Source organism: Streptomyces sp. NBC_01515 (assembly GCF_045040345.1).
Taxonomy (GTDB): Bacteria; Actinomycetota; Actinomycetes; order Streptomycetales; family Streptomycetaceae; genus Streptomyces.
Genome location: NZ_CP109416.1, coordinates 10,860,265 through 10,884,316, shown reverse-complemented (window position 1 = coordinate 10,884,316; position 24,052 = coordinate 10,860,265). Strand labels below are relative to the sequence as shown.

Genomic DNA, 24,052 nt, shown 5'->3' with positions numbered 1-24,052 from the left:
TCGGTGGGGTGGCGGTCAGCCGGGGCCACGCAGGGCCTGGACGGCGTCCCTGGTGTCGACGATGTCAGTGGATGCCGGCCAGGCGGGGTCGTGTTTCAGCTCGCGTCTTCGGGCGTGGCCGGCGAGTTTCGCGGGGACGTCCAGGAGTCGGGTGCGCAGGGCGGCAGGCTCGGCCCGGGCGAGTTTGCCTTCGGTGGCCAGGAGTTGGAACCAGCGGGCGAGCTCGGTGGCCAGGGCGAGGAGGGTGCACCAGGCTTGGTTGACCTTGAAGTATCGGGAGGGCATCAGGTTGAGGGAGAGAGGCTTGCCGCGTCGGATGCCGGCCTCGACGTGAGTGTGGGAGCGGGCTCGGGCGTCGAGGAACTGCAGTTGCCCGCCGGTGGTGTTGGTGGCGATGGCCTGGTAGCGGTAGTCGGTCTTCTTCTCGTACGGCTTGAGCTCGCGCTCCTACTTGGGGTGGATGGGTTCGCGGCGCACGATGGCACGCATCCCGGCCGGCCGGCCGGTCAGGTCGAGCATGTCTGTGATCTCGACGAGGTCGGCGTCCTTGCGCGGCTTGCCCTTGTGGTCCAGGGCCGGGGTCCACGCGGTGGCCGGGACCTTGGCCAGGGCCTTCCAGAAGTCGTCGTCGCGGGTGTGCCCGGCGGAGTACTCCCAACGGTTGGCCGCGTTGTCGCCGCCGGAGGTGATCCAGGCGAGGAACTCTCGTGTCGCCCCGGCGCCGTCGGTGCGGAACAGGACCCGGTGCCGTCGGCGGGTGGGCAGCTGACGCAGGCCCTCGATACTCACCGAGATGTGGTCATCGGCGGTGTTGGATCCCGCCGAACCCGGCCGCAGCCGGTTGACCAGGAGTTCTTCGGTGTTGTCGCAGAACATCAACAGTGGGTGGTGGCCGTAGCCCTTGAAGTTGGGCTCGGCGCCCTCCTTGTCGGAGTGCGCCGGGATGACCGGGGCGTCCAGGTCCAGCACCGTGACACGGGTCACCTCCCGCCCGTTGACCTTGATCCAGGGAAAGCCGCCCGGGCGCAGGTCGAGCTGCTGGTGGACGTGGATACGGGTCCGGGCCCGCGCGGAGGCGATCTTCGTCAGCTGGACCGGTCCGATCGCCTCCAGGGTCCGCCACAGCGTGGACGCCGAGGCCGGGCGGCCCAGGACCAGCGAGGTCTGGCGCATCACATCGATCCCGGCCATCGACCGCGCGCCCAGCAAGGACCGGGCAGGCCGCCGAGACCAGGACCGTTCCCCGGTCATGGACGGGACGGAAGCCCCGCCGCACCAGGGCAGCCCCGAGCGCGTCGGTCAACCCGACCTTGTCCGCCAGACGCCGCACCGGCACGATGCCCGCCTTGCCCACCAGCTTCTTCCCACTCGCGGACAGCGACAGATCATCGGCCCACTCTGTACGCTTCGACGCCGGAAGGAGGAGTTCGCAGGCTTGTATCCGTCCGACGGCCGTCCCGGGTTCTCGCCGGGGCAGTTGGCGCTGGTGTCGGTGCTGCAGTTCGCGGAGAAGCTGTCGGATCGCGCCGCGGCGGACGCGGCGCGTACGAGGATCGACTTCAAGTACGCGCTGGGCCTGGAGCTGGAGGATCCGGGATTCGACTATTCGGTGCTCAGCGAGTTCCGGGCCCGGCTGGCTGAAGGAGATGCCGCCGACCGGCTGTTGCGGGTGATGCTGAAGCGGCTGGCGGAAGCTGTCAAGTCAAATGAGACGGTTTGCGGTCATGCATTCTGTTGTGCGGGTTCTGTCTCCTGCTTCCGTTCGTTGATCCAGACCTGCTTGGGTATCAAGGGCGGTTCGGGTCTGCGCGCGAAGCGTTCGGGATGGCGGGCGTATGCCTCGGCGAGTGTCACGGCTCGTTGTTCGCGGACCATGTCGGCGGTGGCGAAATGGACGGAAGCCGGAGTGTGCAGTCCGATGCCGGAATGCCGGTGCTCGTGATTGCAGTACGCGACGAAGCTTTCGCACCAGTCCCGTGCGTGGGCAAGGGAGTTGAAGGAATCCGGGTACTCGCCGCAATACTTGATCGTTTTGAAATTCGCCTCGCTGAAGGGGTTGTCGTTGCTGACCTTCGGACGTGAGTGGGAGCGGGTCACGCCGAGGTCGATCAGCAACTGGGAAACCTTCTTGGAGGTCATCGCGGTGCCCCGGTCGGCGTGCACCGTCTCGGGCACGATCCGTTGCGTTCGATGGTCTCGCGGATCAACTCCTCGGCGCGCTCGGCCGATTCGGCCCGCTCGACGGTGAAGCCGCAGATGTAGCGGCTGAAGATGTCGATGATCACGTAGAGGTGGTACCACTCACCTTTGTCCGGCCCGCGGAGTTTGGTGATGTCCCAGGTCAGGACCTGGCAGGGGGCATCAGCCTGCAGCTGCGGAACGGTCTTGGCCGGGTGAGTGGCCTGGCGTCGGCGCTCGCCGTTCTGCCCGGACGCTGCAAGGATGCGGTACATCGTCCGCTCCGAGCACCAGTAACGCCCCGCGTCCAGCTCGCGCGCCCAGACCTGGGCCGGCGGCAGGTCCGCGTACTCCGCCTTGTTCAGCACCGCCAGAATCTCCGCCCGCTCGACGCCGGACAGGGCCGAGGGCGGCGACGGTCTGGGCTTGCGTACCCGCGGCACCGGATGGCGATGACGGTAGTGGGTGGCGCGCGAGCGTCCCGTCAGCCGGCAGGCCGCGGCGATGCCCAACTGCCCCTGCACGCCGGTGAACGCGTCGTCGACCACCGGGTCGGCGGCGTGCTTCAGTCCGCGCTCTCGGAGAGCAGTTCCAAGAGCGCGTTGGCTTTTCCCGTGACCTCCAGCGCGGCATCGCGGCGGGCCAGGTCCCTCTCCAGCCGTGCCACCTTCGCGCGCAGCCGCTCCAGCTCGGCCTGTTCGGCCGCCTTCTTCGGCCGCTCCGCCGAGGTCCGCCGGTCGGCCAGCGCACCAAGCGCACCGGCCTCGCGGGCCTGACGCCACTTGATGATGTGCGAGTGATACAGCCGCTCACGGCGCAGGACCGCGCCCTTCTCGCCGGGCGGGGCGGCGTCGTACTCGGCGACCATGCGCAGCTTGTACTCGGCGGTGAACGTGCGTCGCTTCGGACGCGGCGCCGGATCCGATCCGGAGCTGGTAGGGGTGGTGCTGGCCATGCCGGGGTGTACTCCTGTCTCGCCCATCCAGGCTAACCCGACAAAACGGGCGCCTCAGCCGAGGCTGTCAGAGAGGGCTGACGTCTGCCGGGCTGGTCGGCTCCGTTCCGTACGCGCGAAGCAATGCTCGTGCCGTGAGCCGCCTCAGAGGTGTTCGGGCAAATGTTGCAGACGCTGCGTCATTTTGGAGTACGTCGCGGTCATCACCACGGCCGTGATCAGGCAGCCCGCCATGGCGACAGCAAGGAAGACGATTGTGGGATTGATCCACGCGGGAACGAGGTCGTATGAGGCGTTGCACTTGTCGTGCAGCGGGAACAGTTGGGATGACTCCTGGCGGTTCTCGTCCCTGTAAGCAGGATCGTAGGTCTGCCCTTCCATTAGCTCACAGGTTTCTTTCACATCCATGCCACCGGAGAAGGCTCCCAGGAACCAGGTGGCCTGGAGCCCGCAGCACGGTACTAGCGACAGCAGTAGCCACGGGAGAGGCTTGTGCCATTCCCCGCCCCTGCGAAGGGCATAGCTCATTCTGCGGGTCACTCCCTTTAGGTTGCGTGAAACCGACGCGACGGACAGGAGATGTTCGTCCTGTGCCTGCGGATCCTCCAATCCGTGTTGGTCTACGTGAACACCCTCATGCTCCAGGACGTCATGGACGAGCCGGAGTGGGCCGACCTGCTCACCCCCGCCGACCGGCGTGGACTGACCCCGCTGTTCTGGTCCCATGTGCGCCCGTACGGCGAGGTCAACCTGAACATGGCCGCCCGCCTCGGCCTCCGTGCCGGGCCCCCGTATTGCGGAAGGCGCCGGCCCGCGGGCTACCCACCAGACGGCATGGCCGGGGCTTGACGCAGCAGCACAGAGGCCACTGCTGCGGCCGGGCCAGCAGATCGTCCCGGGCCCGCGACGCCTGCGCGCTCGCTGCATTGGCGAAACGTCAAGTACATCCAGTACGAGGGCGCTCCGCTGCTTATGGCGGCACGCGGCGGGCGCCGGGCGATCCGGTGTGACCTGCGGAGCAGGCCGGGCCGTCAGTCCGCGGTGATGCTGTCCAGCACGTCAAGACGGGCGGCCCGGCGAGCCGGCCATTGGGCGGCGGCCAGGCCGACCAGAACGGCGGCCAGCAGCATCAGCAACAGCTTGGGGTAGGGCAGGACAGTGCGGAGCTCTGGCAGGGTCACGGTCATGGTGGTGCCGGCCGCCCAGGCCAGGAAGACGCCGAAGGCCATGCCGATCGCCGCGCCGAAGACGGAGATCAGCACCGATTCCAGCCGTACCATCCGCTCGACGCCGCCGCGGTCCAGACCGATCGCCCGGAGCAGTCCGAGCTCGCGCCTGCGCTCGAACACGGCCATTGCCAGTGTGTTGACCACTCCCAGGGCCGCGACCAGCAGCGAGATCCCGAGCAGCGCGTAGAGCAGGTTGAGGGCGAAGGTGATGGTGCGGTCGAACCCGTCCCTCAGATCCTGCTTGTTCTCGACCTCGATCACCGGGCTTTTGCCGGTGGCGTCCTTGAGGGCCTGTTTGAACGCGGGGGTTGCCCCGTTCGCGCCCTTGACCAGGATCTGCTGGGCCGGAGCGTGCGGCTGGTGGGCGGTGACCACGCCACCCGGCAGGAGCACGGGGGCGAGCATCCGGCTGGGCGCGAACACCCCGCCGACGGTGAGTCGGGCGCCGGTCCCGTGCGGGGCGGCCACGGCCACGGTGGAGCCGACGGCCAGTCCGTGCCGGACCGCGAAGTCGGAGTCCACCAGGATCTGCCCCCGTTTCAGTGCCGTGGCCGCCCCTTGACTCATGCTCGGCCGGATCAGCTGATCGGCGCTGTCGGCGTCCAGGCCCTTCGCCTCGGTCCGCACGCCGCCTATCCGCCACTCCACATCGGTGACCGGGCTGGAGGCGACCACCCCCGGGGCCTTGGAGACCGACGTCACGATGCTCGGGTCCAGAGTGCCGGTGAGCGGGGTGACGGCGTAGTCCGCCGCCATCTCATGGGTCACGGCACGGTCGATCGCATCCGAGACCGAGGCGCCGATCACGGTCATTGCGGTGACCAGGGTGAGTCCGATGGTCACCGCGGCGGCCGTACTCGCGGTGCGGCGCGGGTTGCGGATCGCGTTGAGCGCGGCGAGTGAGCCGGGAGTACCGAAAAGGCGGGCGAGCGGCGGGCGGGCCAGAGCGATCACCGGGCGGGACAGCAGCGGCAGCAGTTGCACGATGCCGAGGACCGCGAGGAGCGCCCCCGCCATGAGCGGCAAGCGCGCCGCGGCGCCCCTCTCGGTGCTGCCCAGCAGGACCAGGCCGAGGCCGCCGGCGCCGGCCAGGGAGCCGAGGAGGTTGCGCAGAAGCAGGCTTCGCTGGGTGGCGGGTTGCTCGCCGCTGCTCAGCGCGGCGACCGGGGGGATCCGGCAGGCGCGCAGGGCCGGCAGGACGGCGGACAGGACGGTGACCAGGGTGCCGACGAGCAGGGTGATCAGCACGGTTGTCGGGGTGATGACCACGGCGGCTCTGGGGAGGTCCGCGTCCAGGGACTTCACCCCCGCTGCGAGACCGGCGCCGATGCCGATGCCGAGGAGCAGTCCAGCGGCGGAGCCGGTGAGACCGACAAGGAGCGCCTCGATCAGCACGGAGCGGGTGACCTGGCTGCGCCCGGCGCCGATGGCGCGAAGCAGCGCCAGCTGCCGGGTGCGCTGGGCCACCAGCATGGTGAAGGTATTGGCGATGAGGAAGATGCCGATGAACAGCGAGATCCCGGCAGCGGTGGTCAGCATGGCGGCCAGGCTCCTGCCGCTCTGGGCCAGCCTCTCGGCCTGCTGCGCGGCCAGCTGCGCCCCGGTCTCGGCTCGGAATTGGTTGCCGCCCGGGACCAGCGGGGTGACGGCGTGCAGCAGTGCGGTCTCGGAGGTGCCGGGGGCGGCGGTGACGTCGATGCTGCTGTACTGGTCCGGCGCCAGCGACAGCACCCGCCGGGCGCCCCGGGTGTCCAGCAGGGCCAGCGGGTTGCCGGACCGGACCACAGGCGCGTCGGAGGAGAAGACGCCGGTCAGGGTGACGCTGATGGCAGGGCCGTTGGCGGCGATGCGGACGGTGTCACCGAGCCGGTAGCCCGCCTTCTCGACGGTGCCCCGGTCCAAGGCGACCTCGGTCTCGGTGTGCGGTCCTCGGCCCTGGACCATCGGGTAGCGCGCATCGTTCCCGGCGGCATCCGGCACGAAGTTGGCGCCCGTGCTTCTCATGATGTCGCCGATCGTGTTGCCGTTCTTGTCCGCGATGGCAGCGGTGCCGCTCGCCACCGCGCGGGTCCCGGCGACTCCAGGCAGCGCGGCAATCCGACGGACGGCCGCCTCTGTGAGCCGGGCGGAGCTCTTGGTGCTGTTCTGCCTGGCGCTGGAGGGGATTCCGGCGGTGTCGTCGGCAACCTGGACCGAGATGCCGGTGAAGTCCTTGCTCCGGCTGTTGTTCGCGGCTTGGTGGATACTGTCGGAGAAGATCATGGTGCCGGTCATGAAGCCGGTGCCGAGCAGCACGGCCAGGGTGGTCATCAGGAGCCGGCCGCGGTGGGCCAGGACATTGCGCAGTGCGGTACGAAACATGGGTGACAGCCCCCGTCAGCCGACGCGGTCGAGCCGGCGCATGCGGTCCAGCACACTGTCGGCGGTGGGCGCCCGCAGTTCGCCGACGATGCGGCCGTCGGCGAGGAAGACCACCCGGTCCGCGTGGGCGGCGGCCACCGGGTCGTGGGTGACCATGACGACGCTCCGGCCGAAGTCGCGCACGCAGGATCCGAGGAGCGCCAGGACCTCCGCGCCGGCGTGCGAGTCGAGGTTCCCGGTGGGCTCGTCGGCGAAGATGATCTCGGGCTTTCCTGCCAGGGCGCGGGCGCAGGCCACGCGTTGCTGCTGTCCGCCGGACAGTTGGCCGGGGCAGTGCTTCAGCCGGTCGGCCAGGCCCACCGCGTCGACGACCCGTGCCAGCCAGTCCCTGTCGGGCCTGCGCCCGGCGATGTCCCCGGGCAGCGTGATGTTCTCCATGACGGTGAGCGTGGGCATCAGATTGAAGGCCTGGAAGATGAACCCGATCCTGTCCCGGCGCAGCCGGGTCAGCTGTTTGTCCTTCAGGCCGACCAGCTCCACATCGCCGATCGTCGCGGAGCCGGAGGTCACGCTGTCGAGCCCGGCCATGCAGTGCATCAGCGTGGACTTGCCGGATCCCGAGGGACCCATGATCGCGGCGAACTCGCCACGCGGAAACTCCACGCTGACGTCGTCCAGCGCCAGGACCCGGGTGTCCCCCTCCCCGTAGACCTTGTGCAGCCCACGGGCTCGGGCAGCCGCCGCGTACGTGGTCGTCGTCATCGTGTCCATCACCATGGGAGTCCTCTCGGTGGAGCTCGGAACGCCGTCCACGCTCGCCCAAGCCGGGTCCTGGGGGCGTCTGGCCCTCAGCGGACCCGTTGGGTGGTCCGTAATGCCGCAGGCGTACGCCCGTAGGGCGACGCAGAGAGCCGGGTGTCCGCCTACGCTCGGCCTGTGGAAGAGATCAAGCCCCGGCCGCCCCTGCTCGGCCGCATCCCGCCAGGCGCCTGGCCGGTCCTCACCTGGTGCGCGGCCCTGCTGTTCGCACTGGCGCTGTGGCTGCTCGCGCAACACGGCGGGCCCGAGGCCGCCCCCTTCCTGCGGGGCCCCTGGGCCGGCCTGGCGCTGGCCGTCGGCCTGGCTCTGCCGCTCGTGTTGGCCAGGGGCCGACCACTGCCGGTCCTGAGCCTGGTCCTCACCGAATCCCTGGCGGCTGCGGCGCTCGCTCCCTGGGCGTGGGCCCTGCTGCTCCCGACGGCTGACGTGCTGCTGCTCTACATCGCCGCCACCGCCGACCGCAGCCGTCGCACCACTGCCATGGCGGGCGTCGCGGTCCTCACGGCGCAGATCAGCGGCTGGGGGATCACGAACGGAGGCTGGGCGCACGGTGCGACCGAGGCTGCGGTGCCGATCGCCTCGGTCGCCCTGGTCTCCTGGACGCTGGGCAGCTCGATCCGCCAGCGGCGCGAGTACGCCGAGCGGCTGCGTGAACAGGCCGCCGCCCAGGCGGTGCAGGCGGAGCGCCTGCGGATCGCCCGGGAGCTGCACGACACGGTCGCCCACAGCGTCGGAGTGGTCGCGATCCAGGCCGGCGCGGCCAAGCGGGTCATCGAGACCCAGCCCGAGGGAGCCCGCAGAGCTCTCGACGCGATCGAGCTGACCAGCCGGGAGACCCTCGTGGGGCTCCGCCAAATGCTCGGCACGCTGCACCGGACCGAACCCGAACCGGTGACGGGCATGGCAGGCGTGGACCGGCTGACGCAGGGCACCACCACGGCCGGACTCCACGTAAAGGTGCGCTGGCAGGGCACGAGACGTCCGCTGCCACCCGACACGGACCAATCGGCATTCCGCATCATCCAGGAGTCATTGACCAACGTGGTCCGCCACGCGAACGCCCGCCACTGCCAGGTGAACGTCGACTACCGCACCGCTGAGCTGGCCATCGAGGTCGTCGACGACGGCACCGGCGCGCCTCCCGATGCCGCGACCGACGGCACCGGCTACGGAATCACTGGAATGCGCGACCGAGCAGACCTGCTGGGCGGCGAGTTCAGCGCCGGGCCGCGCCCCGAGGGCGGCTTCCGGGTGACAGCCAGGCTGCCGGGATGACCGTACGCATCGTCCTCGCCGACGACCAGCCCCTCATACGAGCCGGCCTTCGCATGGTCATCGCCGCCACCCCCGATCTGGAGATCGTGGGCGAGGCCGGAACCGGCACGGAGGCAGTCCGGATAGTCAGGGAACTCCGGCCCGACGTCGTCGTGATGGACATCCGGATGCCCGGCATGGACGGCATCGAGGCCACCCGGATGATCACCTCCAACGCCTCAGCGCCGCGCGTGCTCATACTCACCACCTTCGACGACGACAACAACGTCTACGCCGCGCTCCGGGCGGGGGCCAGCGGATTCCTGGTCAAGGACATGGCGCTGGACGACATCCTCGCCGCGACCCGCGTCGTGGCCGCCGGCGACGCCCTCATCGCGCCGAGCGTCACCCGCCGCCTGATCGAGGAGTTCGCGAACCGTCCCGCGGCCGCTGCCCCTCCGCAGCGACTCGATGCCATCACCGAGCGGGAACGCGAGGTGCTGACACTCGTCGGGCGCGGCCTGTCCAACAGCGAGGTCGCGGCCGAGCTGTTCATCGGTCACGCCACCGCCAAGACCCATGTGGCGCGGCTGCTGACCAAACTCGACGCCCGCGACCGTGTCCAGCTCGTGATCATCGCTTACAGAGCGGGCCTGGTGTCGTCCTCACCATGACCCGGCAGCAAGCAGGTCACCCTAGGTCTGCGATCTGGCCCACCGCCGCTTACGACAACGAGGACGCCTGCGGGCCTGGCTGTTCTCGATCGCCCCGGCCACCGGGGACCTCAGCCGACGCACTGATGACTGTCCCGTCTCATTGGATCTAGCTCTGAGACATCGCGCTGACCAGTCATGATGCGTTGTGTGGCGAGACGTGCCGAGGTCGGTGTCTCGGATTGTCGTGTCTGCCGGGCGCAAATAGAGGGCGGCGCCTCAGTTCATCGTGTCCGTGAGTCTGCGTCCCCATCACTGGCTGGCGGAGGGGGAGCCGTCGGCGCCGACGGCTCCCCCTGTTCTTCTCAGCCCACAAGAACGCGCCCGATTGGCGGTCAGTCGGCGAGTTTCTCCCAGACCGAGACATGTTGACGGCTCTCGCTTGTGAAGGCTTCCTGTGTCCATCCGTCCCACCGCTCGCGCAGTCGCAGCCCGGCGAGCTGGGCCATCAGGTCGAGTTCCGCCGGCCACACATACCGGAAGGGAATAGACCTGTACTCGCCCCGGCCGTCGACGACCTCGATGTAGTTCGAACTCGTCGCCTGGGTAGCGACGTCGTAGATGTCGAAGGCCCATCGCGTCGGGCTCACGTGGTAAGGCACGACGTTCTGCCCGGCGGGGAGCCTTCGCAGTTCGGGGATCAGGACCTCGATGACGAAACAGCCTCCGGGTTCCAGGTGAGCGGCAGCGTTGCGGAAACAGGCCACCTGCTCCGCCTGTGTCGTCAGATTCATGATCGTGTTGTAGAGCAGATATGCGACGGAGAACGTCCCGTCCACTCTCGTCGTCGCGAAGTCGCCGATCGTGACGCCGATAGCGTCACCGCCTGGCTTGGCGCGCAGTCGGGCAACCATCGCTTGCGACAAGTCGATGCCGTGGACCTGGACTCCGCGTCGTGCCAGCGGCAACGCGATGCGCCCTGTCCCGATGCCCAGTTCGAGGGCACGGCCACCATCGGCCAGGCCCGCCAGAAAGCCGACCGTCTCGTCGATGACGCCGAGCTCGAACATGTCCCCTGACGACTCGTCGTAGGCCGCCGCAACACGCTCTCCGAAGTAACCGTCTTGATCGTCCATCGCCAGACCGTACTGGGGCAGTTCGTCGCGGCGCGCGTGAATTTCGCCAGCCATCACAGCTGTCCCGTCTCATTTCGTCGTGGCGGGCTCGCTTCTTCGCTGGCGAGGCTGATGTGGCGATTGACCGTGCCGCGTGAGACTTCAAAGGTCCGGGCGAGCTGCTGGACGGATGAGCCTGTGCTGTGGAGCTGAAGGAGTTCGTCGACCTGGTCTTGTGTGAGTTTGGGCTTGCGTCCGCCGACGTTGCCTCGGGCGCGAGCGGCGGCCAGGCCGTCGTTGGTGGCGGCGAGTACGAACTCGCGGTGCAGGGTGGCGATGAAGTTCCCCCCGCGAACTGGACAGCGGGTGTTTACGCTGCCGGGACGAGGCTCTGCCTGAGCAAGGATCTCGTTTCGAGCGGGGTGACGTACCCGTAGTCGGGGTGCCGACGGAGCCGGCTGCGGTTGTACTCGACCTCGACGTAGCGGAAAACGTCGGCCCGGGCGGCCTCGCGGGTCTCCCACACGGTCGTCCCGATCTCCGCTTTCAGGATGGCGAACCAGCTTTCCGCGGCGGCATTATCGTAATAAGAGCCGACACGCCCCATCAACTGCCTCATGCGCAACTTGCGTATTTCACTGCGGAATTCGTCACTCGTGTACTCGCTCCCGCGATCCGTATGCATGACACAACCCTGCTCCAGGCCGCCACGCCCGGCCGCCATCCGCAGGGCGGCGACCGGCAGCTCGGCGCGGTGGTGGTCGGCCATCGCCCAGCCGACCACCTCCCGCGTCGCGAGATCGATACAGGTCGCCAGATACAACTCCCCTTCCAGCGTGCTGAGTTCAGTCATGTCGCCGACGAGCCGCATCCCGGGCCGGGGCGCGGTGAAGTCCCGGCCGATCAGGTCGAGCGCGAACACCGCCCGCTTCGCCTGCCGGGTCAGGCCCCGCCGCCGGCGGCGGGTGATCCCGACGATCCGGTGCTTGCGCATCAGCCGCTCGATCTTCTTGGAGTTCACCACCCGCCCGGCCCGCCGCAGGGCGGCGTGGATCCGCGGGGCCCCATAGGCACCGCGAGATCCGGCGTGAAGCACCCGGATCTCACCCACCAGCACCTCCTCGGCCCGCTCCCGCACCGTCCGGGCCGGCCGTGACGTCCTGTGCGCGTAGTAGGTGGAACGGGGCACTCCCAGCACACGACACAGAAACGCAACGCTGTGACCTGCAGGATTACCCTCCGACGCCTTCTCCGCATCGATGAAACGACACCGTGCCACGGTGTCTACCTCATCTTGTCCTGAGCGAAGAAGGCGGTCGGTCGGGTGGCCCGGGGGAATTTCACCCCCGGGCTCCCACAGATCCCGGCGTGACAGTCTCCCGTCACCGGGCTCCTATTGCCCTGATCACCAGATCGAGTGGACCCATTTCCAGTGGGCGAAGAAAAGCGGGTACGCGCTGGTGACCTGCTTCCATCGCCGGTGGAAATTCTTGAAGGTCTTCAGCCGCCGATATTTCTTGCGGACCCAGCGCATCAGGTAGTAGTTGATGCGCTTGAGGAGGGGATACAACTCGGTGCGATAGAACGCACCGTAGTACTGCATCCAGCCGCGGATGATGGGGTTGAGCCATCGCGCGAACTCGCCGAGGGTATAGCCGATGTGCATGTGGAGCCGCCAGGAGCGGACTTCCATGCTCATCTTCTTGAGGGCATCCTTGCTGGGCGCCGGAAGGAACGAAGTGAAGATCTTTCCGTTCCGGCCTCGTGCTGGACGACGCTGGAACGTGAAACCGAGGAAGGTAAACGACGTTGCCGCGACTCCGTCGTGGCGCCCGTCTCTTCCGCAGTACACGATCCGGGTCTTGGCCGGGTGCAGTTGCAGGCCAACCTCTTCCATCCTGTCCCCGATCGCCTTCAGGACCGCACGGGCCCGGCGCACGGAATCGCAGTGCACGACTGCGTCATCCGCATAGCGTTCGAACTGAACGTCCGGAAAGTTCCGGGAGAGCCACAGGTCGAACGCATAGTGCAGAAACAGGTTCGCCAGCACGGGAGAAACCGCTGAACCTTGTGGGGTTCCGCGATCCCTCTGCCGCAAGGTGCCGTCGGGAAGTTGCAGTGGAGCGGCAAGCCACCGCTTCACATACAACACGACCCACGCGGCATCGGTATGGGTTTCCACTGCCTTGATGACGAGGTCCCAACGGACGCTGTCGAAGAATTTGGAGACATCGAGATCGACGGCCCACTTCTTCTTCCAGCACCGCCGCCGGCATGCCTCAATCGCGTTCAGAGCCGACCTGCCCGGCCGGTAGCCGTAGGAGTCCGGGTGGAACACCGGTTCCACCTGCTTCTCCAGATGAGCGGCCACCACCGTCTGGGCGATTCTGTCAGCGACCGTGGGCACACCGAGCAAACGAACCCCGTCGCCATGCGACTTCGGGATTTCCACACCTTTCACCGGAGGAGGAAAGTAGCTTCCCGAGGACATCCGATTCCAGATCTTGTAGAGATTCCCCTTCAGATCCTTCTCGAACTCCTCGATCGTGCAGCCGTCCACCCCCGGAGCACCCTGATTGGCCTTGACCTTCAGGTATGCCTCCCAGACCTCCGTCTTGGATATCTCGAACGACTTGATCTGTGACTTCAGCTCGCCCACGCAGCTCCTCCCAGGGAACTCCTGGTTGACCGAACAAACGAACCACGGACAATCCGGCCCCTTCGCTCCGCTCCCACCGCGCCCAGCAGGAGGTTCACCGCTACTACGAACCGGTCCGCCAACACACCTCGCATCGGTACTCAGTTCCTCGCGGGTTGTCCGCTTGGAAGGCTCCCTTTCACAACACTGCGGGAAAACGCAGAGTTGAGGCATCGAAGTGTGTCTTCCCACGTTCCGCACGAAAGCAGCAGACCAGATTCACGTCGCCTCCACGCCGAGCACCACCTGGCCAGTAAACGGGTTTCCGCCAGACTCATCCCGGGCCAAAAAGTAACACCCGGTTCTGATGCCATTTCATCAATAACGACGCGTCAACAGCGATCCCCTGTAAGGGGACTGCGCTCCGTCTCTCTGATCCCCACCTGACGCCTCACGGACGCCTTTTCCACAGTCGCTCACCACGGTCGCGTCACCGCTTCCGCAGCATGTGGCGGTTTGAAGCCTCCCCCCGCAGGGCGACTCCGAAGGGCCGAAAGTCCTTCATCTCTCGTGCAGCACCGCGTTCAGCTACTCAACTACCGCAAGCAGCCTCCCGCGTTCGTGGCACACCTTTTCCCAGAACCTCGATCGTGGCCTCCTGCTCGCGGACCTTCCGCCGCAGCCGGACCAACTCCTCACGCTCCGCAGTGGTCAAAGCCCCGGCGGGTCCCTCACCGCGGTCGACCTTCGCCTGCTTCACCCACCCGCGCAGCCCTTCCGGACTCACGCCCAGATCCCGCGCTACCTCGGTGACCGTCTTCTCCGAGGACAACGCCAAAGCGACCGCATCCCGCTTGAACTCGGCCGTGTACCGCTTACTCATGTTGCTCTCGCTACTTACTACCTGTAACTGCTTCCTCCGGGACCATCCGTCCCAGTATCAAGCCGTCCGGCCGGCAGGGGGAGCCTCAGCGAGGCGCTTTCGGCCGCATGCGTCGTCGCAGTCCGGGCCAGACTGGAGCCCGCACTGCCGGCGGACTGGTTGGTCAGCACCGTCAGTGTCGGACGGGTCGGGGCCCCGGTGGTCGCGGCGCTGGTGAATGCGGTGGTGGCGGAGGTGAAGTCGGCGGGGACGACGAGCGCGCCGTACAGCTTGCCCTTGCCGAGTTCCTCGTTCATCTCCTTCTCGTCCATCACCTTCCAGTCGATCTTGTCCCCGCCCCCGGTGGACTTCTTGATCGACTCGGTGATCCCAGCCCCGAGGTTGACCTGCTTGCCGCCGACACCGGCCCCCTTGTCGGCGTTGACGCCGCCCCAACTACCGCCGCGTCGCCCACCAAGATCCGCACCATACGCGGACCGGAGCCTGCCAACTCCCCTACCGACGGCGCATTTATACAAGTCAGACGCATGCAACGGCTGTACCACCAGCAGACCAAGAATCTGCTCGGCTGCACCCTTCAAGGCCACAGCCTCAGCAATCGGTCTTGCACTGCCTGCCATCACGCCCTCTCACCCCGCCCCTGACCTGCAACTACGCGCTGGAGAGGCGAAAGAACGGCACATTCGACCCGGATTCGACCCCACAGCCTGCCAACGCGGAAATGATCAAGATTGATCTGCGGCGATACAACTTCTGCCGGTGTACCACCAGTTCGCGGCACAACAGTCGATAGAAAATGCCCAAAGCTGCCACATAACGCAAAGCGGAAGCGCCGAGGTTGACGCAACCCACCGACGGAAACGCTCAGCGAAGTCGCCGGCCCAGCGCACTCCTGGTTTCACTCCCACAGACGAGCACCTGCCCTGAGCTGGCAGTTTCCCCATCTCCTTCCGAGAGGCGGAAGAGGTATTGCGCTCCCGTGACGCCCTTCCGGACGATGTCGCCATCACCCACCGACGGGAGCAGCAACGATGCCGCACACCACCGCCTTCGCCAGGAACCAGTGGTTCTCGGTGCTGTACACGGGCGCCGCCGCCCTGATCGTCGGGATCAGCTTCGCGATCGCGGTCCCGTTGCTCAACGTCTTGCTCGTACCCTTCATCGTGCCGATGCTCAGCGTCTCCGCTCGCCGGCTGCACGACGCCGGTGAATCCGGAGGGAGAATGCTCACCGCGCTGACCCCGACTGTCGGCCCCACCCTCTACCGGCTGGGCATGACTGTGGACAGCGCCCCGGGCACCCACCAGTACGGCCCCTCCCCCAAGGCCGCCGACCAGCCCGCCGGTTCAGCGGGTCACGTGGTGCGACGGCAGAGCGGCCGTCCCCTCGGATCAGCACATCGGCTCGGCGAGGCTGTACCGTCCGGCGGCCGGGGAGAACAACGACTGGCCGAACCCGGGTACGGTGCTCTCCACCAAGACGATCGACACGTCGGATGTACGGGGCACCGCGGGTGAACCGGCGCAGGACCTGCTCCGCCTCGACGGTGCCCAGGCGCTTCGTCTGCGACTACCTGGCCGACGTCGAGTTGCGCCGGGAGATGAACGAGGGGCCGCACGTGGTGGAGAACTGGGACTCCGCCGATAAGGACCTCTGCTACGGCAAGAGGTGGTCTGGCCGCTGCGGACAGGGAGTCCCAGGAGGTCGGCATGCTCGCACTGCACCTGCGAAATGGTCGGACAAGCTCACCGACGCGGACCGCAGGGCGCTTTTGCCACTGTTCTGGACCCACGGGAATCCCTACGACCGGTTCGAGCCGGACATGAACAGCCGTCTCGATCTGGGCCTGGCACTCCAGGCGACGGTGCCAGGCCCGCGCACCCCGCGGGGAGAGACAGCCGCGGCCCTGCTGACATCCCGGACCCCGGCCTGGCCGGAGCCCGAGGGATCTCAGCCGCGTCCATGTGAGCAGATCGTCCCCTCGCCCACCCCGACGCGATTCGGCTGGGGCTGCCCGGGTCGTCACCTCTGGTGTTCGCGGGCGGGCAGATCGACGCGCATGGCTCGTCGGTCAGTCGGGTGTCTCGGCCGAGTCGGCGGGCTGTGAGTCGGTGGCCGGCGCGGACCGCTCGATGTCGTGGTTGGTCGCGGCCCAGCTGGCCAGCAGGTTCAGGGCGTCCTGCGAGGGTGACGCGGGCTGGGGGGTGTAGGTGAGGAGGAACTGGCTGGGGCCGTCGGGGAGCGGGAAGGTCTCGAAGGGCAGGTCGAGGTCGCCGACGACCGGGTGGTGGAGGAGTTTCACGCCGGTGGTGTGCATCCGGACGTTGTGGGCCGCCCAGCGGCGGCGGAATTCCTCGCTGCGGGTGGACAGTTCCCCGATCAGGTCCGTCAGCCGCCGGTCGTAGAGATCGCGGCCGGCCTCGGCGCGCAGCATGGCGACCGTGTCGTTGGCGACTTCATCCCAGTGGCGGAAGAACTCGGTCGCGTGCGGGCTGAGGAAGACGAACCGGGCGTTGTTCGGCGGCCGTGCCGGGTCGGCGTAGACGGGCGAGAACAGGGCACGCCCGAGGTGGTTGGCGGTCAGGATGTCCCCGCGTCCGCTGAGGATGAACGCGGGTGTGCCGGCCATCGAGTCGAGGACGCGCTGCACCGCGGGCCGCACCCGCTGCTGGGCCGGGCGGCGGCGCGGCGGACGGGTCGTGCCGGCGCCGCGCAGGAGGTCGAGCAGGTGGATGCGTTCGGCCTCGTCGAGCTGGAGTGCTTGCGCGATGCCGTCGATGACGCTCTCGGAGACGCCGGTGGCGTTGCCGCGCTCCAGCCGGGTGTAGTACTCGCTGGAGATGCCCGCGAGGAGGGCGACCTCCTCGCGGCGCAGCCCGGTGACCCGTCGGCGCTCTCCGCCGTAGAGGGGCAGTCCGGCCTGTTCGGGGGTGACCCTGGCCCGTCGCGTGCCGAGGAATTCCCGGATCTCCGCGCGGAAATCATCCCGGATGTCGCGGTTGGCGCCGTGTGGGTCGTTTCTGCCTGCCATGCGTTTCACTCTACGAGTGCTTCCGCCGGGTTGGGGGTCCCTGTCAGTGACCCCCTCAAGAGGGACTCCCACACGCGCGTGACAGGCGGTTTTGTTGGTGGTGCACCACCCCCAGCGGTGTGAACCGTCCGGACGGACGGCGCTTGTGCCGCCGGTCCCAGCCCCCTCCGCGGCACTGCATGCATCACCCCCGCACACAGCGGGTGCCGGATCACGGCGCCTGAAAGGAAACCCCCATGAGCAAGGTCATTCTCGTCACCGGTGCCGGACGCGGTCTGGGCACGGACATCGCCCGCGAGGCCCTCGCGGCAGGCCACCAGGTCGTCGCGACCGGCCGTCGCCCCGACGAGGTCGAGAAGACCCTCGGCGGACCGCAGGACGATCTGCTGGTCACCAGGCTCGACGTCACCAGCCTGGAGGATGCCGAGGCCGCCGCGCAGGCCGCCGTCGACCGCTTCGGTCGCATCGACGTCCTGATCAACAACGCCGGGAACCTCTTCACCGGCTACTTCGAGGAGATCTCGCCCGCGCAGATGCGCCGGCAGTTCGAGACCAACCTCTTCGGCCCGATGAACGTCACCCGCGCGGTCCTGCCGATCCTGCGCAAGCAGCGTGCCGGCCACGTCATCACCATCACCTCGACCGCCGGCCTGGTCGGCATGGAGTTCACCTCCGCCTACGCCGCCTCCAAGTTCGCGGAAGAGGGCTGGATGGAGTCCCTGCGGCACGACGTCGAGCCGTACAACATCCACACCACGATCGTGGAGCCCGGCTACTTCCGCACCGAGCTCCTCGTGGACGGCTCCACCAACTGGCCCGAGCTGTCCATCGACGACTACACCCCGCGCACCGCCCCGAGGATCGAGGGCATGAAGAGCATGAACGGCCGGCAGCCCGGCGACCCCGCCAAGCTCGCCCGCGCCCTGCTCACCATCGCCGAACAGGACACGCCGCTGCCGCGCTTCGTCGCCGGCGCGGACGCCATCGAGGCCGCCGAGGCCAAGGCGAAGGAGCTCCTCGCCCAAGCCGAGGCATCCCGCGAACTGGGCGACAGCCTGGCCTACGACGACGCCCACGTCTGACCACCACGCCCCGCGGCCCGGCTGGGGCGGAGGACATCACGGAACGACCGCGGCATCGATGTCCTCGGCCCGGCCTACGACGACACCCACGCTGGAACACCATGCACCGGCCGAGGCCGGCAGCCGCCCGGTGCACCTGCGGCGCTGAGCCGCTCCCCGAGCAACGGCGCCGCGCCGGCGCCGCGCGGACCTCCCCAGCACGGCCCACCAACTGGTGGCACACCCCCCTGACCATGACCACCGACCGGCCTGACGGCCGTCACAACAAGGAGTACCTGATGAAGCACCTATCACTGGGCGGCCTCGATGTCTCCCGCATCGGCCTGGGAGCCATGACCATGGCCGGCACCTACACCACGGGCGGGGGGCTCGACGACGCCGAGTCGATCCGCACCATCCACCGGGCCCTGGACCTCGGGGTCACCCACATCGACACCGCCGAGATCTACGGCCCCTTCCACAGCGAGGAGATCGTCGGCAAGGCCATCAAGGGCCGCCGCGACGACGTCGTCGTGGCGACGAAGTTCGGCCTCGTCTCCCACGCCGGCAACGGCCCCGGCGTCATCGACAGCAGCCCCGGCAACGTGAAGACCGCGGTCGAAGGCTCGCTCCTGCGCCTCGGCACCGACCACATCGACCTCTACTACCAGCACCGCGTCGACCCGAATACGCCCATCGAGGAGACCGTCGGCGCGCTGGCCGACCTGGTCGCCGAGGGCAAGGTGCGCCACATCGGCCTTTCGGAAGCCGGACCCGAGACGATCCGCCGGGCCCACGCCGTGCATCCGGTGGCCGCGCTGCAGACCGAATACTCGCTCTGGACCCGCGACGTCGAGGCCGAAATCCTCCCGCTGCTACGCGAGTTGGGCATCGGATTCGTGCCCTACTCCCCGCTCGGCCACGGCCTGCTCACCGGGCAGATCCGCACCGTCGACGACTTCACCGACGACGACTGGCGCAAGACCAACCCGCGCTTCACCGGCGAGAACTTCCAGCGCAACCTGCGCATCGTCGACGAAGTGCAGGCCATCGGCGCCGAGATCGGTGCCACCCCGGCCCAGACCGCGCTGGCATGGCTGCTGACCCGCGGCGACGACATCGCCCCCATCCCCGGCACCCGGCGGGTTACGCGCGTGGAAGAGAACACCGCCGCCGACGCCGTCGAACTCAGTGCCGTACAGCTCGACCGCCTCAACAACCTCACACCGGCCGCGGGCGAACGCCACGACGAGACGAACATGGCCAGCATCGACCGGTGATCTGACGCCCTGGCGACTTGCTGACCCGCCGCACCCGACCGACCCGTATCCGTTCACTCATTTCGCTGATCACTGAAGAGGTTCCTCCTCATGTCCAAGGTTCTCCTTGTCGTAGGTCACCCCGACCTGTCCCAGTCGAAGGCCAACAAGGCCCTGGTGGACGCCGTCCGTGACCTGGCACATGTCACCGTGCACGACCTCTACGCCACCTACCCCGACTTCCGGATCGACGCCGCCGCCGAGCAGGCACTGCTCGCCGAACACGACGTGATCGTCTTCCAGCACCCGGTGTTCTGGTACAACACCACCCCTCTCTTCAAGCAGTGGCAGGACAAGGTCTTCACCCTCGGCTGGGCCTTCACCATGGACGGCTCCGCCTCGCAGCTGGCCGGCAAGAAGGCCGTCGTCGCCGTCACCACCGGCGTCCCCGCCGACCACTACACCCCCGAAGGCGCCAACCAGGCCACCATCGAGACCCTCCTCAGCAACTGGCACACGACCCTGCGGCTCTGCCAGTTCGACATCCAGCCGATGGTCAAGCTCTACGGCACGGCATTCGGCCTCTCCGACGAGGACCTGGCCACCGCCGCCAAGCAGTACAACGAGCTGCTCGCCTCCTTCGCCGCCTGACCGCACTCTCACGACGACAGCCGCACTCGCCGATCGCGACGCAGCGGTGCTGTGCCCCACCGGTCTCCGGTCGCTCTTCGCCGGATCGGCGCCAAGCGACCGGAGATCAGTATCGGCGGCGACCGTGTCGTGGAACAGCGACCGCTCGTCGCCAAGCGCCGTCGGCTCGGTGGATCCGGCTGAAGCACCGGACGTGACTGTTTGGGGTCCCAGTACCAATCGCGGAAAATCCAACGAAGCTACCGCTGAACTGGGGCTATGCCGGTTTCTGGGACGGGCGACGATCTTTATCGCTACGGTTCGTACTGGTTACGGCACTACTGGGAGATGTGCGTCGTCCTGGCGTTGCGGGACGGGCTGCGCTCAGGGGATGTGTGCGTGCCGAGGGCGTGCCGCTACGCCGACCCGGACACCTACCTGTTCACCCCCGAGCAGTGGCAGCCGCGCCTGGCGGAGTTCTGCCAGCTGGTCCGCAAAGCACCGACGGCGGCCGAGGCCATCGCCCAGGCGAAAGACGAGCTCCATCGTCAGCGTCGACGTCGAAGCCGAGCTCGCCAAGCTCATCGAGGGCTGGCGACCGCTGCGACCCAGCACGGTCACCGAATCCGGGACCACGTTCATGTTGAGCCCTTGAGCGAGTCACCCGCCCGGGCGGCGTGGCGGGCCGGTCTCACCGCAGAGATCAGCGGGATGAGCGCTGGGGCAGGGAATCGCGGCGGCCTTCCCGATCCCCGCTACCACTCCCGCCACCGGCACCTCACGCACCCGGCCCGAGCTAGGTGCGGTCTTCCACCCGCTTCTTGAGGCCGGTGTTGAACGCGGCGTACCCGTCTTTTTTGGGTGTTCTGAGGAAGGGCCGGATCAGGGTGACCAGGGCGCCGGAGAATTCCTCGTGGTTGGTCAGGCGGATGGTGCCGTCGTGGTTGGGGGAAAGGACGAAGGAGTGCCGGCCGTGGAACAGCTGCTTGATGCCGAGCGTGCCGACCCACCGCAGTTCCTGGCCGGGTGTCGCGACGGTGACCGTGGGCCTGAAGGTCATGCCCGGCATGCGCATCGTGAGCCGGCTTCCCACTTGAGCGGTTCCCTCGGCTGCGGAGAAGGTGCTCCACTCGCCGTAGGCGGCAAAGTCGGTGAGGACGTCCCACACCGCTTGCGGGGTGGCGTCGATGTCAATAACGGCGGTGAGGACCGGCTTCATGGTGGTTTCCACTTCTGGCTGGTGCGGAAGGGAGGGGCGGGGGTTCGGCGAGCGGGTGGTCCACCGGTGCTCGGTGGGGCCGGGGACTGACGTGGAGCGCAGTGCACGGCGGTCAGAGCGTCACGCCCGGCGCGGCCGTGCGGGAGGGGGCGCTGTGGGTGCTGGTGGCCGTGGTCTCCTGCAGGCCGTGGTCGATGAAGTCGATCATCCAGGTGAAGCTGTCGTCGATGTCGGTGGCGAACTGGAACCCGCCGGCTGCTTCCAGGGATGCGTATCCGTGCAGGACGGTGCGGAGCATCCGCAGTGCGTGGATCTGCTGGTCGGGGTCGATGTGGTAGCCGTGGAGCATGGCGGCCCAGGAGTCGACCACCCGGTTGAGGGCGTCGATGAGGGGGTCGTCGGGTCCGGTCGGGCGGGCGGCGTTGGCTGCGGCGTATCGGCCGTGGTGGTCCTTGACGAACGTCCGCATCGCCTGTGCGCCGCGGGCCAGGGCCTCGGTGCCGGACCGGCCCTGGATGGCGTCGCGGATGGCGTCGGCGCACTGGTTCATGGCCAGGATGGCGATCCGGTGGGCGAGGTCGGTCTGGCCGGTGACGTGTTTGTACAGCGAGGGGGTCCTGACCCCGAGCCGTTCGGCGACCAGGCCCATGCCGAGCTGGTCGAACCCGACCTCGTCGACCAGGGCGGCGGCGGCTTCGGTGACCGTCATGGCGGTGAGTCCGGCCCTAGGCACCGGCAGTCGCCTTGGCCAGGAACGGCAGGGCCAGCGCGAGGACCTGGTCGGGGGTCTGGGCGTGCGGGTAGTGGCCGGCGCCGTCGATCACGGCCAGCTCGCCGAGGCCGGCGGGCAGGTCGGCGATGATCTTCGCCCCTTCGGCGCGGGGGTCGGCCCAGTCGGGGTCCAGGCTGCCTTCGACGATCAGGACCGGGCAGGTGACGTGGGCGAGCTGGGTGCCGGCGTCGGTGGGCTTGGACTTGCACATGTCCTGCAGGGCCTTCATCCGGCCGGGCTCACTCAGCGTGGCCTCTATGCGGGCCAGTTCGCTGTTCCAGTCGGTGGGCTTGGTCGGGTAGGCCACGTCGAGGTACTTCTTCCAGTCCGCCAGGCGTCCCCGGACGATGACCTGCGCCATCCGCGTGTACCCGGTCCGGAAGCGCTTGACCCGGATCAGCCCGCCCAGGTCGACCGGCTGCGCACGGGTGAACGGAGCCAGCTCGATCACTCCGCTGATCACGTCGGGCGCGGTGGCGGCCGCGATGGTCGCGGCGCCCCCGCTGATCGACTGCCCGATGATCACGGCCGGGCCGCCGAGGTGACGTACGACGGCGACCAGATCTCCGGCGATGTCGGTGCGGCTGTAACCGTCCCAGCCGAGGCTGGACTCACCGCACCCGCGGATGTCGACGTTCGCGACCCGGTAACCGGCGGCCACCAGGCCGGGAACGAGGAAGCGGTAGGAGTGCCGACTGTCGCCGATACCGTGCGCCAGCACGACCAGGGGACCTTCCCCGGCCACGTCGAAGGCGATGGTGTTCTTGCCGATTCTCAGGTGCTCGGTCATACCGTCCTCCATCAAAGTGGCTAATGCTGTTAGCTATAGACTAGTGACATTAGCCGTGAGGGTCAACGCCACACCCAGCCGCGCTCGATCGGGGGCCGGGCCCGTCGTGATCTGCACTTCAGAACAATCCAGAGAAGGGATTCCTCTCGAGCTTGAACACCCCGGGTTCCTCGCTAGATCCCGCTGAAACGACCGCTAGACCCCCAGGTCGGCGAATCATCCACCTGGTGATCACCGGAGGTTTTGTCAGAGAGCGTCATCACAGTCGTCGCCAACTGAGCCTTCCGCGCCCACCGACGCTGGCCCCTCATCATCCCCGTCATCATCGACGCCTGCCCGGGCCGTCACCTCAGCGGCGTCCGGCTCCCACGCCGGGACGGAGTATGTTTCGATCCGCAACAGCACCGTGCGTCCACGCACGTCGGAAAGGTGAACGGATGGGCCTGCGCTTCGAAGAGATCGACTGGCAACCGACGCCCATCGGCGAGATCAGTCTGCGTCGGCGCCGCCACCCGGTCTCGGGGGAAGACGTGTACGAGGTGAAGCTCGGCGACGAGTTCCTGATGTCCAGCCTCTTCACCACCGGCGAGATCGCGCTCACGGAACTCGCCCTGGCCGAACTGCCGGACACCGAACTGGACGTAGCCGTCGGCGGACTCGGACTCGGCTACACCGCCCAGGCCGTACTGGACGATCCACGGGTGCGGACACTGACGGTGATCGATGCGCTCGCCGAAGTCATCGACTGGCATCAGCGGGGCTTGGTGCCCCTCGGTGCCCGGCTGTCCTCTGACGCCCGCTGCCGCCTGCTGCACGGAGACTTCTTCGCGCTGGCCGCCGATCCGTGCGGTCTCGACCCCAAGGAGCCGGGCCGCCGCTTCCACGCCATCCTGCTGGACGTCGACCACTCGCCGCGCCATGTGCTCCATCCACGCCACGCGGCGCTCTACCAGCCCGCCGGACTCCGCGCGCTCGCCGGTCACCTCCACCCCGGCGGGGTGTTCGCCTTGTGGTCGAACGACCCGCCGGACGCGCAGTTCGCCTCCGCGCTCTCCGAGGTCTTCGCACAAACGGCGGCCCATGTCGTCGCCTTCGACAACCCGCTGCAGGGCGGCACCTCGACCAACACCGTCTACCTGGCCGGCAAAGCACCGGACAGGCCCTGAAGAACGGCTGTCGACAGCGCACGCGCGCCGGACGGACCT

Annotated in this window: 26 protein-coding genes and 1 pseudogene; 9 read left to right on the top strand and 18 right to left on the bottom strand. The window is 68.0% G+C overall.

The features are described from left to right. Nucleotides 1-15: 15 nt before the first annotated feature. Nucleotides 16-369, bottom strand: coding sequence for a transposase (locus tag OG407_RS48045; RefSeq protein ID WP_405868966.1), 354 nt, complete (start codon nucleotides 367-369; stop codon nucleotides 16-18). 78 nt (nucleotides 370-447) lie between these two features. Continuing rightward, entirely contained in the window at nucleotides 448-1,251 is an 804-nt protein-coding gene (locus OG407_RS48040; RefSeq protein WP_405867608.1) for a transposase, read from the bottom strand. Between the two features lie 163 nt (nucleotides 1,252-1,414). On the opposite strand from OG407_RS48040, the pseudogene OG407_RS48035 reads away from it, so the two are divergent. Further along, nucleotides 1,415-1,678: pseudogene (locus tag OG407_RS48035) on the top strand (transposase); the annotation flags it as partial. A gap of 44 nt (nucleotides 1,679-1,722) precedes the next feature. Here OG407_RS48035 and OG407_RS48030 read toward each other — a convergent pair. The 4 genes from OG407_RS48030 to OG407_RS48015 form a co-directional block, all read right to left on the bottom strand. Next, on the bottom strand, nucleotides 1,723-2,175 hold the full coding sequence (locus OG407_RS48030) for a transposase (RefSeq protein ID WP_405867606.1): 453 nt from the start codon (nucleotides 2,173-2,175) through the stop codon (nucleotides 1,723-1,725). Beyond that, entirely contained in the window at nucleotides 2,136-2,726 is a 591-nt protein-coding gene (locus OG407_RS48025) for a DDE-type integrase/transposase/recombinase (protein ID WP_405867604.1), read from the bottom strand. The genes OG407_RS48030 and OG407_RS48025 overlap by 40 nt, the downstream gene beginning before the upstream one ends. Nucleotides 2,727-2,743: 17 nt before the next feature. Then, nucleotides 2,744-3,133: a transposase gene (locus OG407_RS48020; protein WP_405867602.1), complete on the bottom strand. Its 390-nt coding sequence runs from the start codon at nucleotides 3,131-3,133 to the stop codon at nucleotides 2,744-2,746. Nucleotides 3,134-3,277: 144 nt separating this feature from the next. Further along, nucleotides 3,278-3,661, bottom strand: coding sequence for a hypothetical protein (locus OG407_RS48015; RefSeq protein ID WP_405867600.1), 384 nt, complete (start codon nucleotides 3,659-3,661; stop codon nucleotides 3,278-3,280). Nucleotides 3,662-3,745: 84 nt separating this feature from the next. Between OG407_RS48015 and OG407_RS48010 the strand changes: the two genes are divergently transcribed. Then, nucleotides 3,746-3,982: a Tn3 family transposase gene (locus tag OG407_RS48010; RefSeq protein WP_405867598.1), complete on the top strand. Its 237-nt coding sequence runs from the start codon at nucleotides 3,746-3,748 to the stop codon at nucleotides 3,980-3,982. 182 nt (nucleotides 3,983-4,164) lie between these two features. On the opposite strand, the gene OG407_RS48005 is transcribed toward OG407_RS48010, so the two are convergent. Together OG407_RS48005 and OG407_RS48000 are read right to left on the bottom strand one after the other, a co-directional pair. Next, complete coding sequence (locus OG407_RS48005) at nucleotides 4,165-6,723, bottom strand: ABC transporter permease (RefSeq protein ID WP_405867596.1); 2,559 nt, start codon at nucleotides 6,721-6,723, stop codon at nucleotides 4,165-4,167. A gap of 15 nt (nucleotides 6,724-6,738) precedes the next feature. After that, nucleotides 6,739-7,485 carry an ABC transporter ATP-binding protein gene (locus tag OG407_RS48000; RefSeq protein ID WP_405867594.1) on the bottom strand — a complete coding sequence of 249 codons (747 nt, stop codon included), beginning with the start codon at nucleotides 7,483-7,485 and terminating at the stop codon, nucleotides 6,739-6,741. Between the two features lie 174 nt (nucleotides 7,486-7,659). Between OG407_RS48000 and OG407_RS47995 the strand changes: the two genes are divergently transcribed. Together OG407_RS47995 and OG407_RS47990 are read left to right on the top strand one after the other, a co-directional pair. Continuing rightward, entirely contained in the window at nucleotides 7,660-8,817 is a 1,158-nt protein-coding gene (locus OG407_RS47995) for a sensor histidine kinase (protein ID WP_405867592.1), read from the top strand. Then, entirely contained in the window at nucleotides 8,814-9,470 is a 657-nt protein-coding gene (locus tag OG407_RS47990) for a response regulator (protein WP_405867590.1), read from the top strand. The genes OG407_RS47995 and OG407_RS47990 overlap by 4 nt, the downstream gene beginning before the upstream one ends. 374 nt (nucleotides 9,471-9,844) lie before the next feature. Here OG407_RS47990 and OG407_RS47985 read toward each other — a convergent pair whose 3' ends face one another. The 6 genes from OG407_RS47985 to OG407_RS47960 all read right to left on the bottom strand — a co-directional run bounded on the left by OG407_RS47985 (nucleotide 9,845) and on the right by OG407_RS47960 (nucleotide 14,705). Continuing rightward, complete coding sequence (locus OG407_RS47985) at nucleotides 9,845-10,585, bottom strand: class I SAM-dependent DNA methyltransferase (protein WP_405868964.1); 741 nt, start codon at nucleotides 10,583-10,585, stop codon at nucleotides 9,845-9,847. Between the two features lie 53 nt (nucleotides 10,586-10,638). After that, nucleotides 10,639-10,854: a helix-turn-helix domain-containing protein gene (locus tag OG407_RS47980; protein ID WP_405868962.1), complete on the bottom strand. Its 216-nt coding sequence runs from the start codon at nucleotides 10,852-10,854 to the stop codon at nucleotides 10,639-10,641. Between the two features lie 80 nt (nucleotides 10,855-10,934). Next, nucleotides 10,935-11,903: an IS3 family transposase gene (locus tag OG407_RS47975; protein ID WP_405868960.1), complete on the bottom strand. Its 969-nt coding sequence runs from the start codon at nucleotides 11,901-11,903 to the stop codon at nucleotides 10,935-10,937. Between the two features lie 66 nt (nucleotides 11,904-11,969). Then, nucleotides 11,970-13,223 carry a group II intron reverse transcriptase/maturase gene (gene ltrA, locus OG407_RS47970; RefSeq protein WP_405853811.1) on the bottom strand — a complete coding sequence of 418 codons (1,254 nt, stop codon included), beginning with the start codon at nucleotides 13,221-13,223 and terminating at the stop codon, nucleotides 11,970-11,972. Nucleotides 13,224-13,794: 571 nt separating this feature from the next. After that, nucleotides 13,795-14,085 carry a transposase gene (locus OG407_RS47965; protein WP_405867588.1) on the bottom strand — a complete coding sequence of 97 codons (291 nt, stop codon included), beginning with the start codon at nucleotides 14,083-14,085 and terminating at the stop codon, nucleotides 13,795-13,797. Nucleotides 14,086-14,102: 17 nt separating this feature from the next. After that, nucleotides 14,103-14,705: a YhgE/Pip domain-containing protein gene (locus OG407_RS47960; RefSeq protein ID WP_405867586.1), complete on the bottom strand. Its 603-nt coding sequence runs from the start codon at nucleotides 14,703-14,705 to the stop codon at nucleotides 14,103-14,105. Between the two features lie 411 nt (nucleotides 14,706-15,116). Here OG407_RS47960 and OG407_RS47955 point away from each other — a divergent pair, with 411 nt between their 5' ends. After that, nucleotides 15,117-15,602, top strand: coding sequence for a DUF805 domain-containing protein (locus OG407_RS47955; protein WP_405867584.1), 486 nt, complete (start codon nucleotides 15,117-15,119; stop codon nucleotides 15,600-15,602). A gap of 554 nt (nucleotides 15,603-16,156) precedes the next feature. On the opposite strand, the gene OG407_RS47950 is transcribed toward OG407_RS47955, so the two are convergent. Continuing rightward, nucleotides 16,157-17,116, bottom strand: coding sequence for a helix-turn-helix domain-containing protein (locus tag OG407_RS47950; RefSeq protein WP_405867582.1), 960 nt, complete (start codon nucleotides 17,114-17,116; stop codon nucleotides 16,157-16,159). A 236-nt stretch (nucleotides 17,117-17,352) separates the two neighbouring features. Here OG407_RS47950 and OG407_RS47945 point away from each other — a divergent pair, with 236 nt between their 5' ends. From OG407_RS47945 to OG407_RS47935, 3 genes are all read left to right on the top strand, one after another. Next, nucleotides 17,353-18,198 carry an SDR family oxidoreductase gene (locus OG407_RS47945; RefSeq protein ID WP_405867580.1) on the top strand — a complete coding sequence of 282 codons (846 nt, stop codon included), beginning with the start codon at nucleotides 17,353-17,355 and terminating at the stop codon, nucleotides 18,196-18,198. A gap of 278 nt (nucleotides 18,199-18,476) precedes the next feature. After that, nucleotides 18,477-19,457 carry an aldo/keto reductase gene (locus tag OG407_RS47940; protein WP_405867578.1) on the top strand — a complete coding sequence of 327 codons (981 nt, stop codon included), beginning with the start codon at nucleotides 18,477-18,479 and terminating at the stop codon, nucleotides 19,455-19,457. 90 nt (nucleotides 19,458-19,547) lie between these two features. Next, complete coding sequence (locus OG407_RS47935) at nucleotides 19,548-20,087, top strand: NAD(P)H-dependent oxidoreductase (RefSeq protein WP_405867576.1); 540 nt, start codon at nucleotides 19,548-19,550, stop codon at nucleotides 20,085-20,087. Between the two features lie 775 nt (nucleotides 20,088-20,862). Here the strand turns inward: OG407_RS47935 and OG407_RS47930 are convergent. The 3 genes from OG407_RS47930 to OG407_RS47920 all read right to left on the bottom strand — a co-directional run bounded on the left by OG407_RS47930 (nucleotide 20,863) and on the right by OG407_RS47920 (nucleotide 22,847). Beyond that, nucleotides 20,863-21,285 carry an SRPBCC family protein gene (locus OG407_RS47930; RefSeq protein ID WP_405867574.1) on the bottom strand — a complete coding sequence of 141 codons (423 nt, stop codon included), beginning with the start codon at nucleotides 21,283-21,285 and terminating at the stop codon, nucleotides 20,863-20,865. 112 nt (nucleotides 21,286-21,397) lie between these two features. Further along, entirely contained in the window at nucleotides 21,398-21,994 is a 597-nt protein-coding gene (locus tag OG407_RS47925) for a WHG domain-containing protein (protein ID WP_405867572.1), read from the bottom strand. A gap of 16 nt (nucleotides 21,995-22,010) precedes the next feature. After that, nucleotides 22,011-22,847: an alpha/beta fold hydrolase gene (locus OG407_RS47920; protein ID WP_405867570.1), complete on the bottom strand. Its 837-nt coding sequence runs from the start codon at nucleotides 22,845-22,847 to the stop codon at nucleotides 22,011-22,013. A 437-nt stretch (nucleotides 22,848-23,284) separates the two neighbouring features. Here OG407_RS47920 and OG407_RS47915 point away from each other — a divergent pair, with 437 nt between their 5' ends. Further along, nucleotides 23,285-24,013: a spermidine synthase gene (locus tag OG407_RS47915; protein WP_405867568.1), complete on the top strand. Its 729-nt coding sequence runs from the start codon at nucleotides 23,285-23,287 to the stop codon at nucleotides 24,011-24,013. Nucleotides 24,014-24,052 lie beyond the last annotated feature (39 nt).

Coding starts and splice junctions, on each gene's coding strand:
- OG407_RS47930 (WP_405867574.1), bottom strand. CDS start 21,285: ATGAAGCCGGTCCTCACCGCCGTTATTGACATCGACGCCACCCCGCAA.
- OG407_RS47950 (WP_405867582.1), bottom strand. CDS start 17,116: ATGGCAGGCAGAAACGACCCACACGGCGCCAACCGCGACATCCGGGAT.
- OG407_RS48015 (WP_405867600.1), bottom strand. CDS start 3,661: ATGAGCTATGCCCTTCGCAGGGGCGGGGAATGGCACAAGCCTCTCCCG.
- OG407_RS47985 (WP_405868964.1), bottom strand. CDS start 10,585: ATGGACGATCAAGACGGTTACTTCGGAGAGCGTGTTGCGGCGGCCTAC.
- OG407_RS48000 (WP_405867594.1), bottom strand. CDS start 7,485: ATGACGACGACCACGTACGCGGCGGCTGCCCGAGCCCGTGGGCTGCAC.
- OG407_RS47955 (WP_405867584.1), top strand. CDS start 15,117: ATGCCGCACACCACCGCCTTCGCCAGGAACCAGTGGTTCTCGGTGCTG.
- OG407_RS47935 (WP_405867576.1), top strand. CDS start 19,548: ATGTCCAAGGTTCTCCTTGTCGTAGGTCACCCCGACCTGTCCCAGTCG.
- OG407_RS47965 (WP_405867588.1), bottom strand. CDS start 14,085: ATGAGTAAGCGGTACACGGCCGAGTTCAAGCGGGATGCGGTCGCTTTG.
- OG407_RS48040 (WP_405867608.1), bottom strand. CDS start 1,251: ATGACCGGGGAACGGTCCTGGTCTCGGCGGCCTGCCCGGTCCTTGCTG.
- OG407_RS47915 (WP_405867568.1), top strand. CDS start 23,285: ATGGGCCTGCGCTTCGAAGAGATCGACTGGCAACCGACGCCCATCGGC.
- OG407_RS47920 (WP_405867570.1), bottom strand. CDS start 22,847: ATGACCGAGCACCTGAGAATCGGCAAGAACACCATCGCCTTCGACGTG.
- OG407_RS48005 (WP_405867596.1), bottom strand. CDS start 6,723: ATGTTTCGTACCGCACTGCGCAATGTCCTGGCCCACCGCGGCCGGCTC.
- OG407_RS47945 (WP_405867580.1), top strand. CDS start 17,353: ATGAGCAAGGTCATTCTCGTCACCGGTGCCGGACGCGGTCTGGGCACG.
- OG407_RS47960 (WP_405867586.1), bottom strand. CDS start 14,705: ATGGCAGGCAGTGCAAGACCGATTGCTGAGGCTGTGGCCTTGAAGGGT.
- OG407_RS48020 (WP_405867602.1), bottom strand. CDS start 3,133: ATGGCCAGCACCACCCCTACCAGCTCCGGATCGGATCCGGCGCCGCGT.
- OG407_RS47990 (WP_405867590.1), top strand. CDS start 8,814: ATGACCGTACGCATCGTCCTCGCCGACGACCAGCCCCTCATACGAGCC.
- OG407_RS47925 (WP_405867572.1), bottom strand. CDS start 21,994: ATGACGGTCACCGAAGCCGCCGCCGCCCTGGTCGACGAGGTCGGGTTC.
- OG407_RS47940 (WP_405867578.1), top strand. CDS start 18,477: ATGAAGCACCTATCACTGGGCGGCCTCGATGTCTCCCGCATCGGCCTG.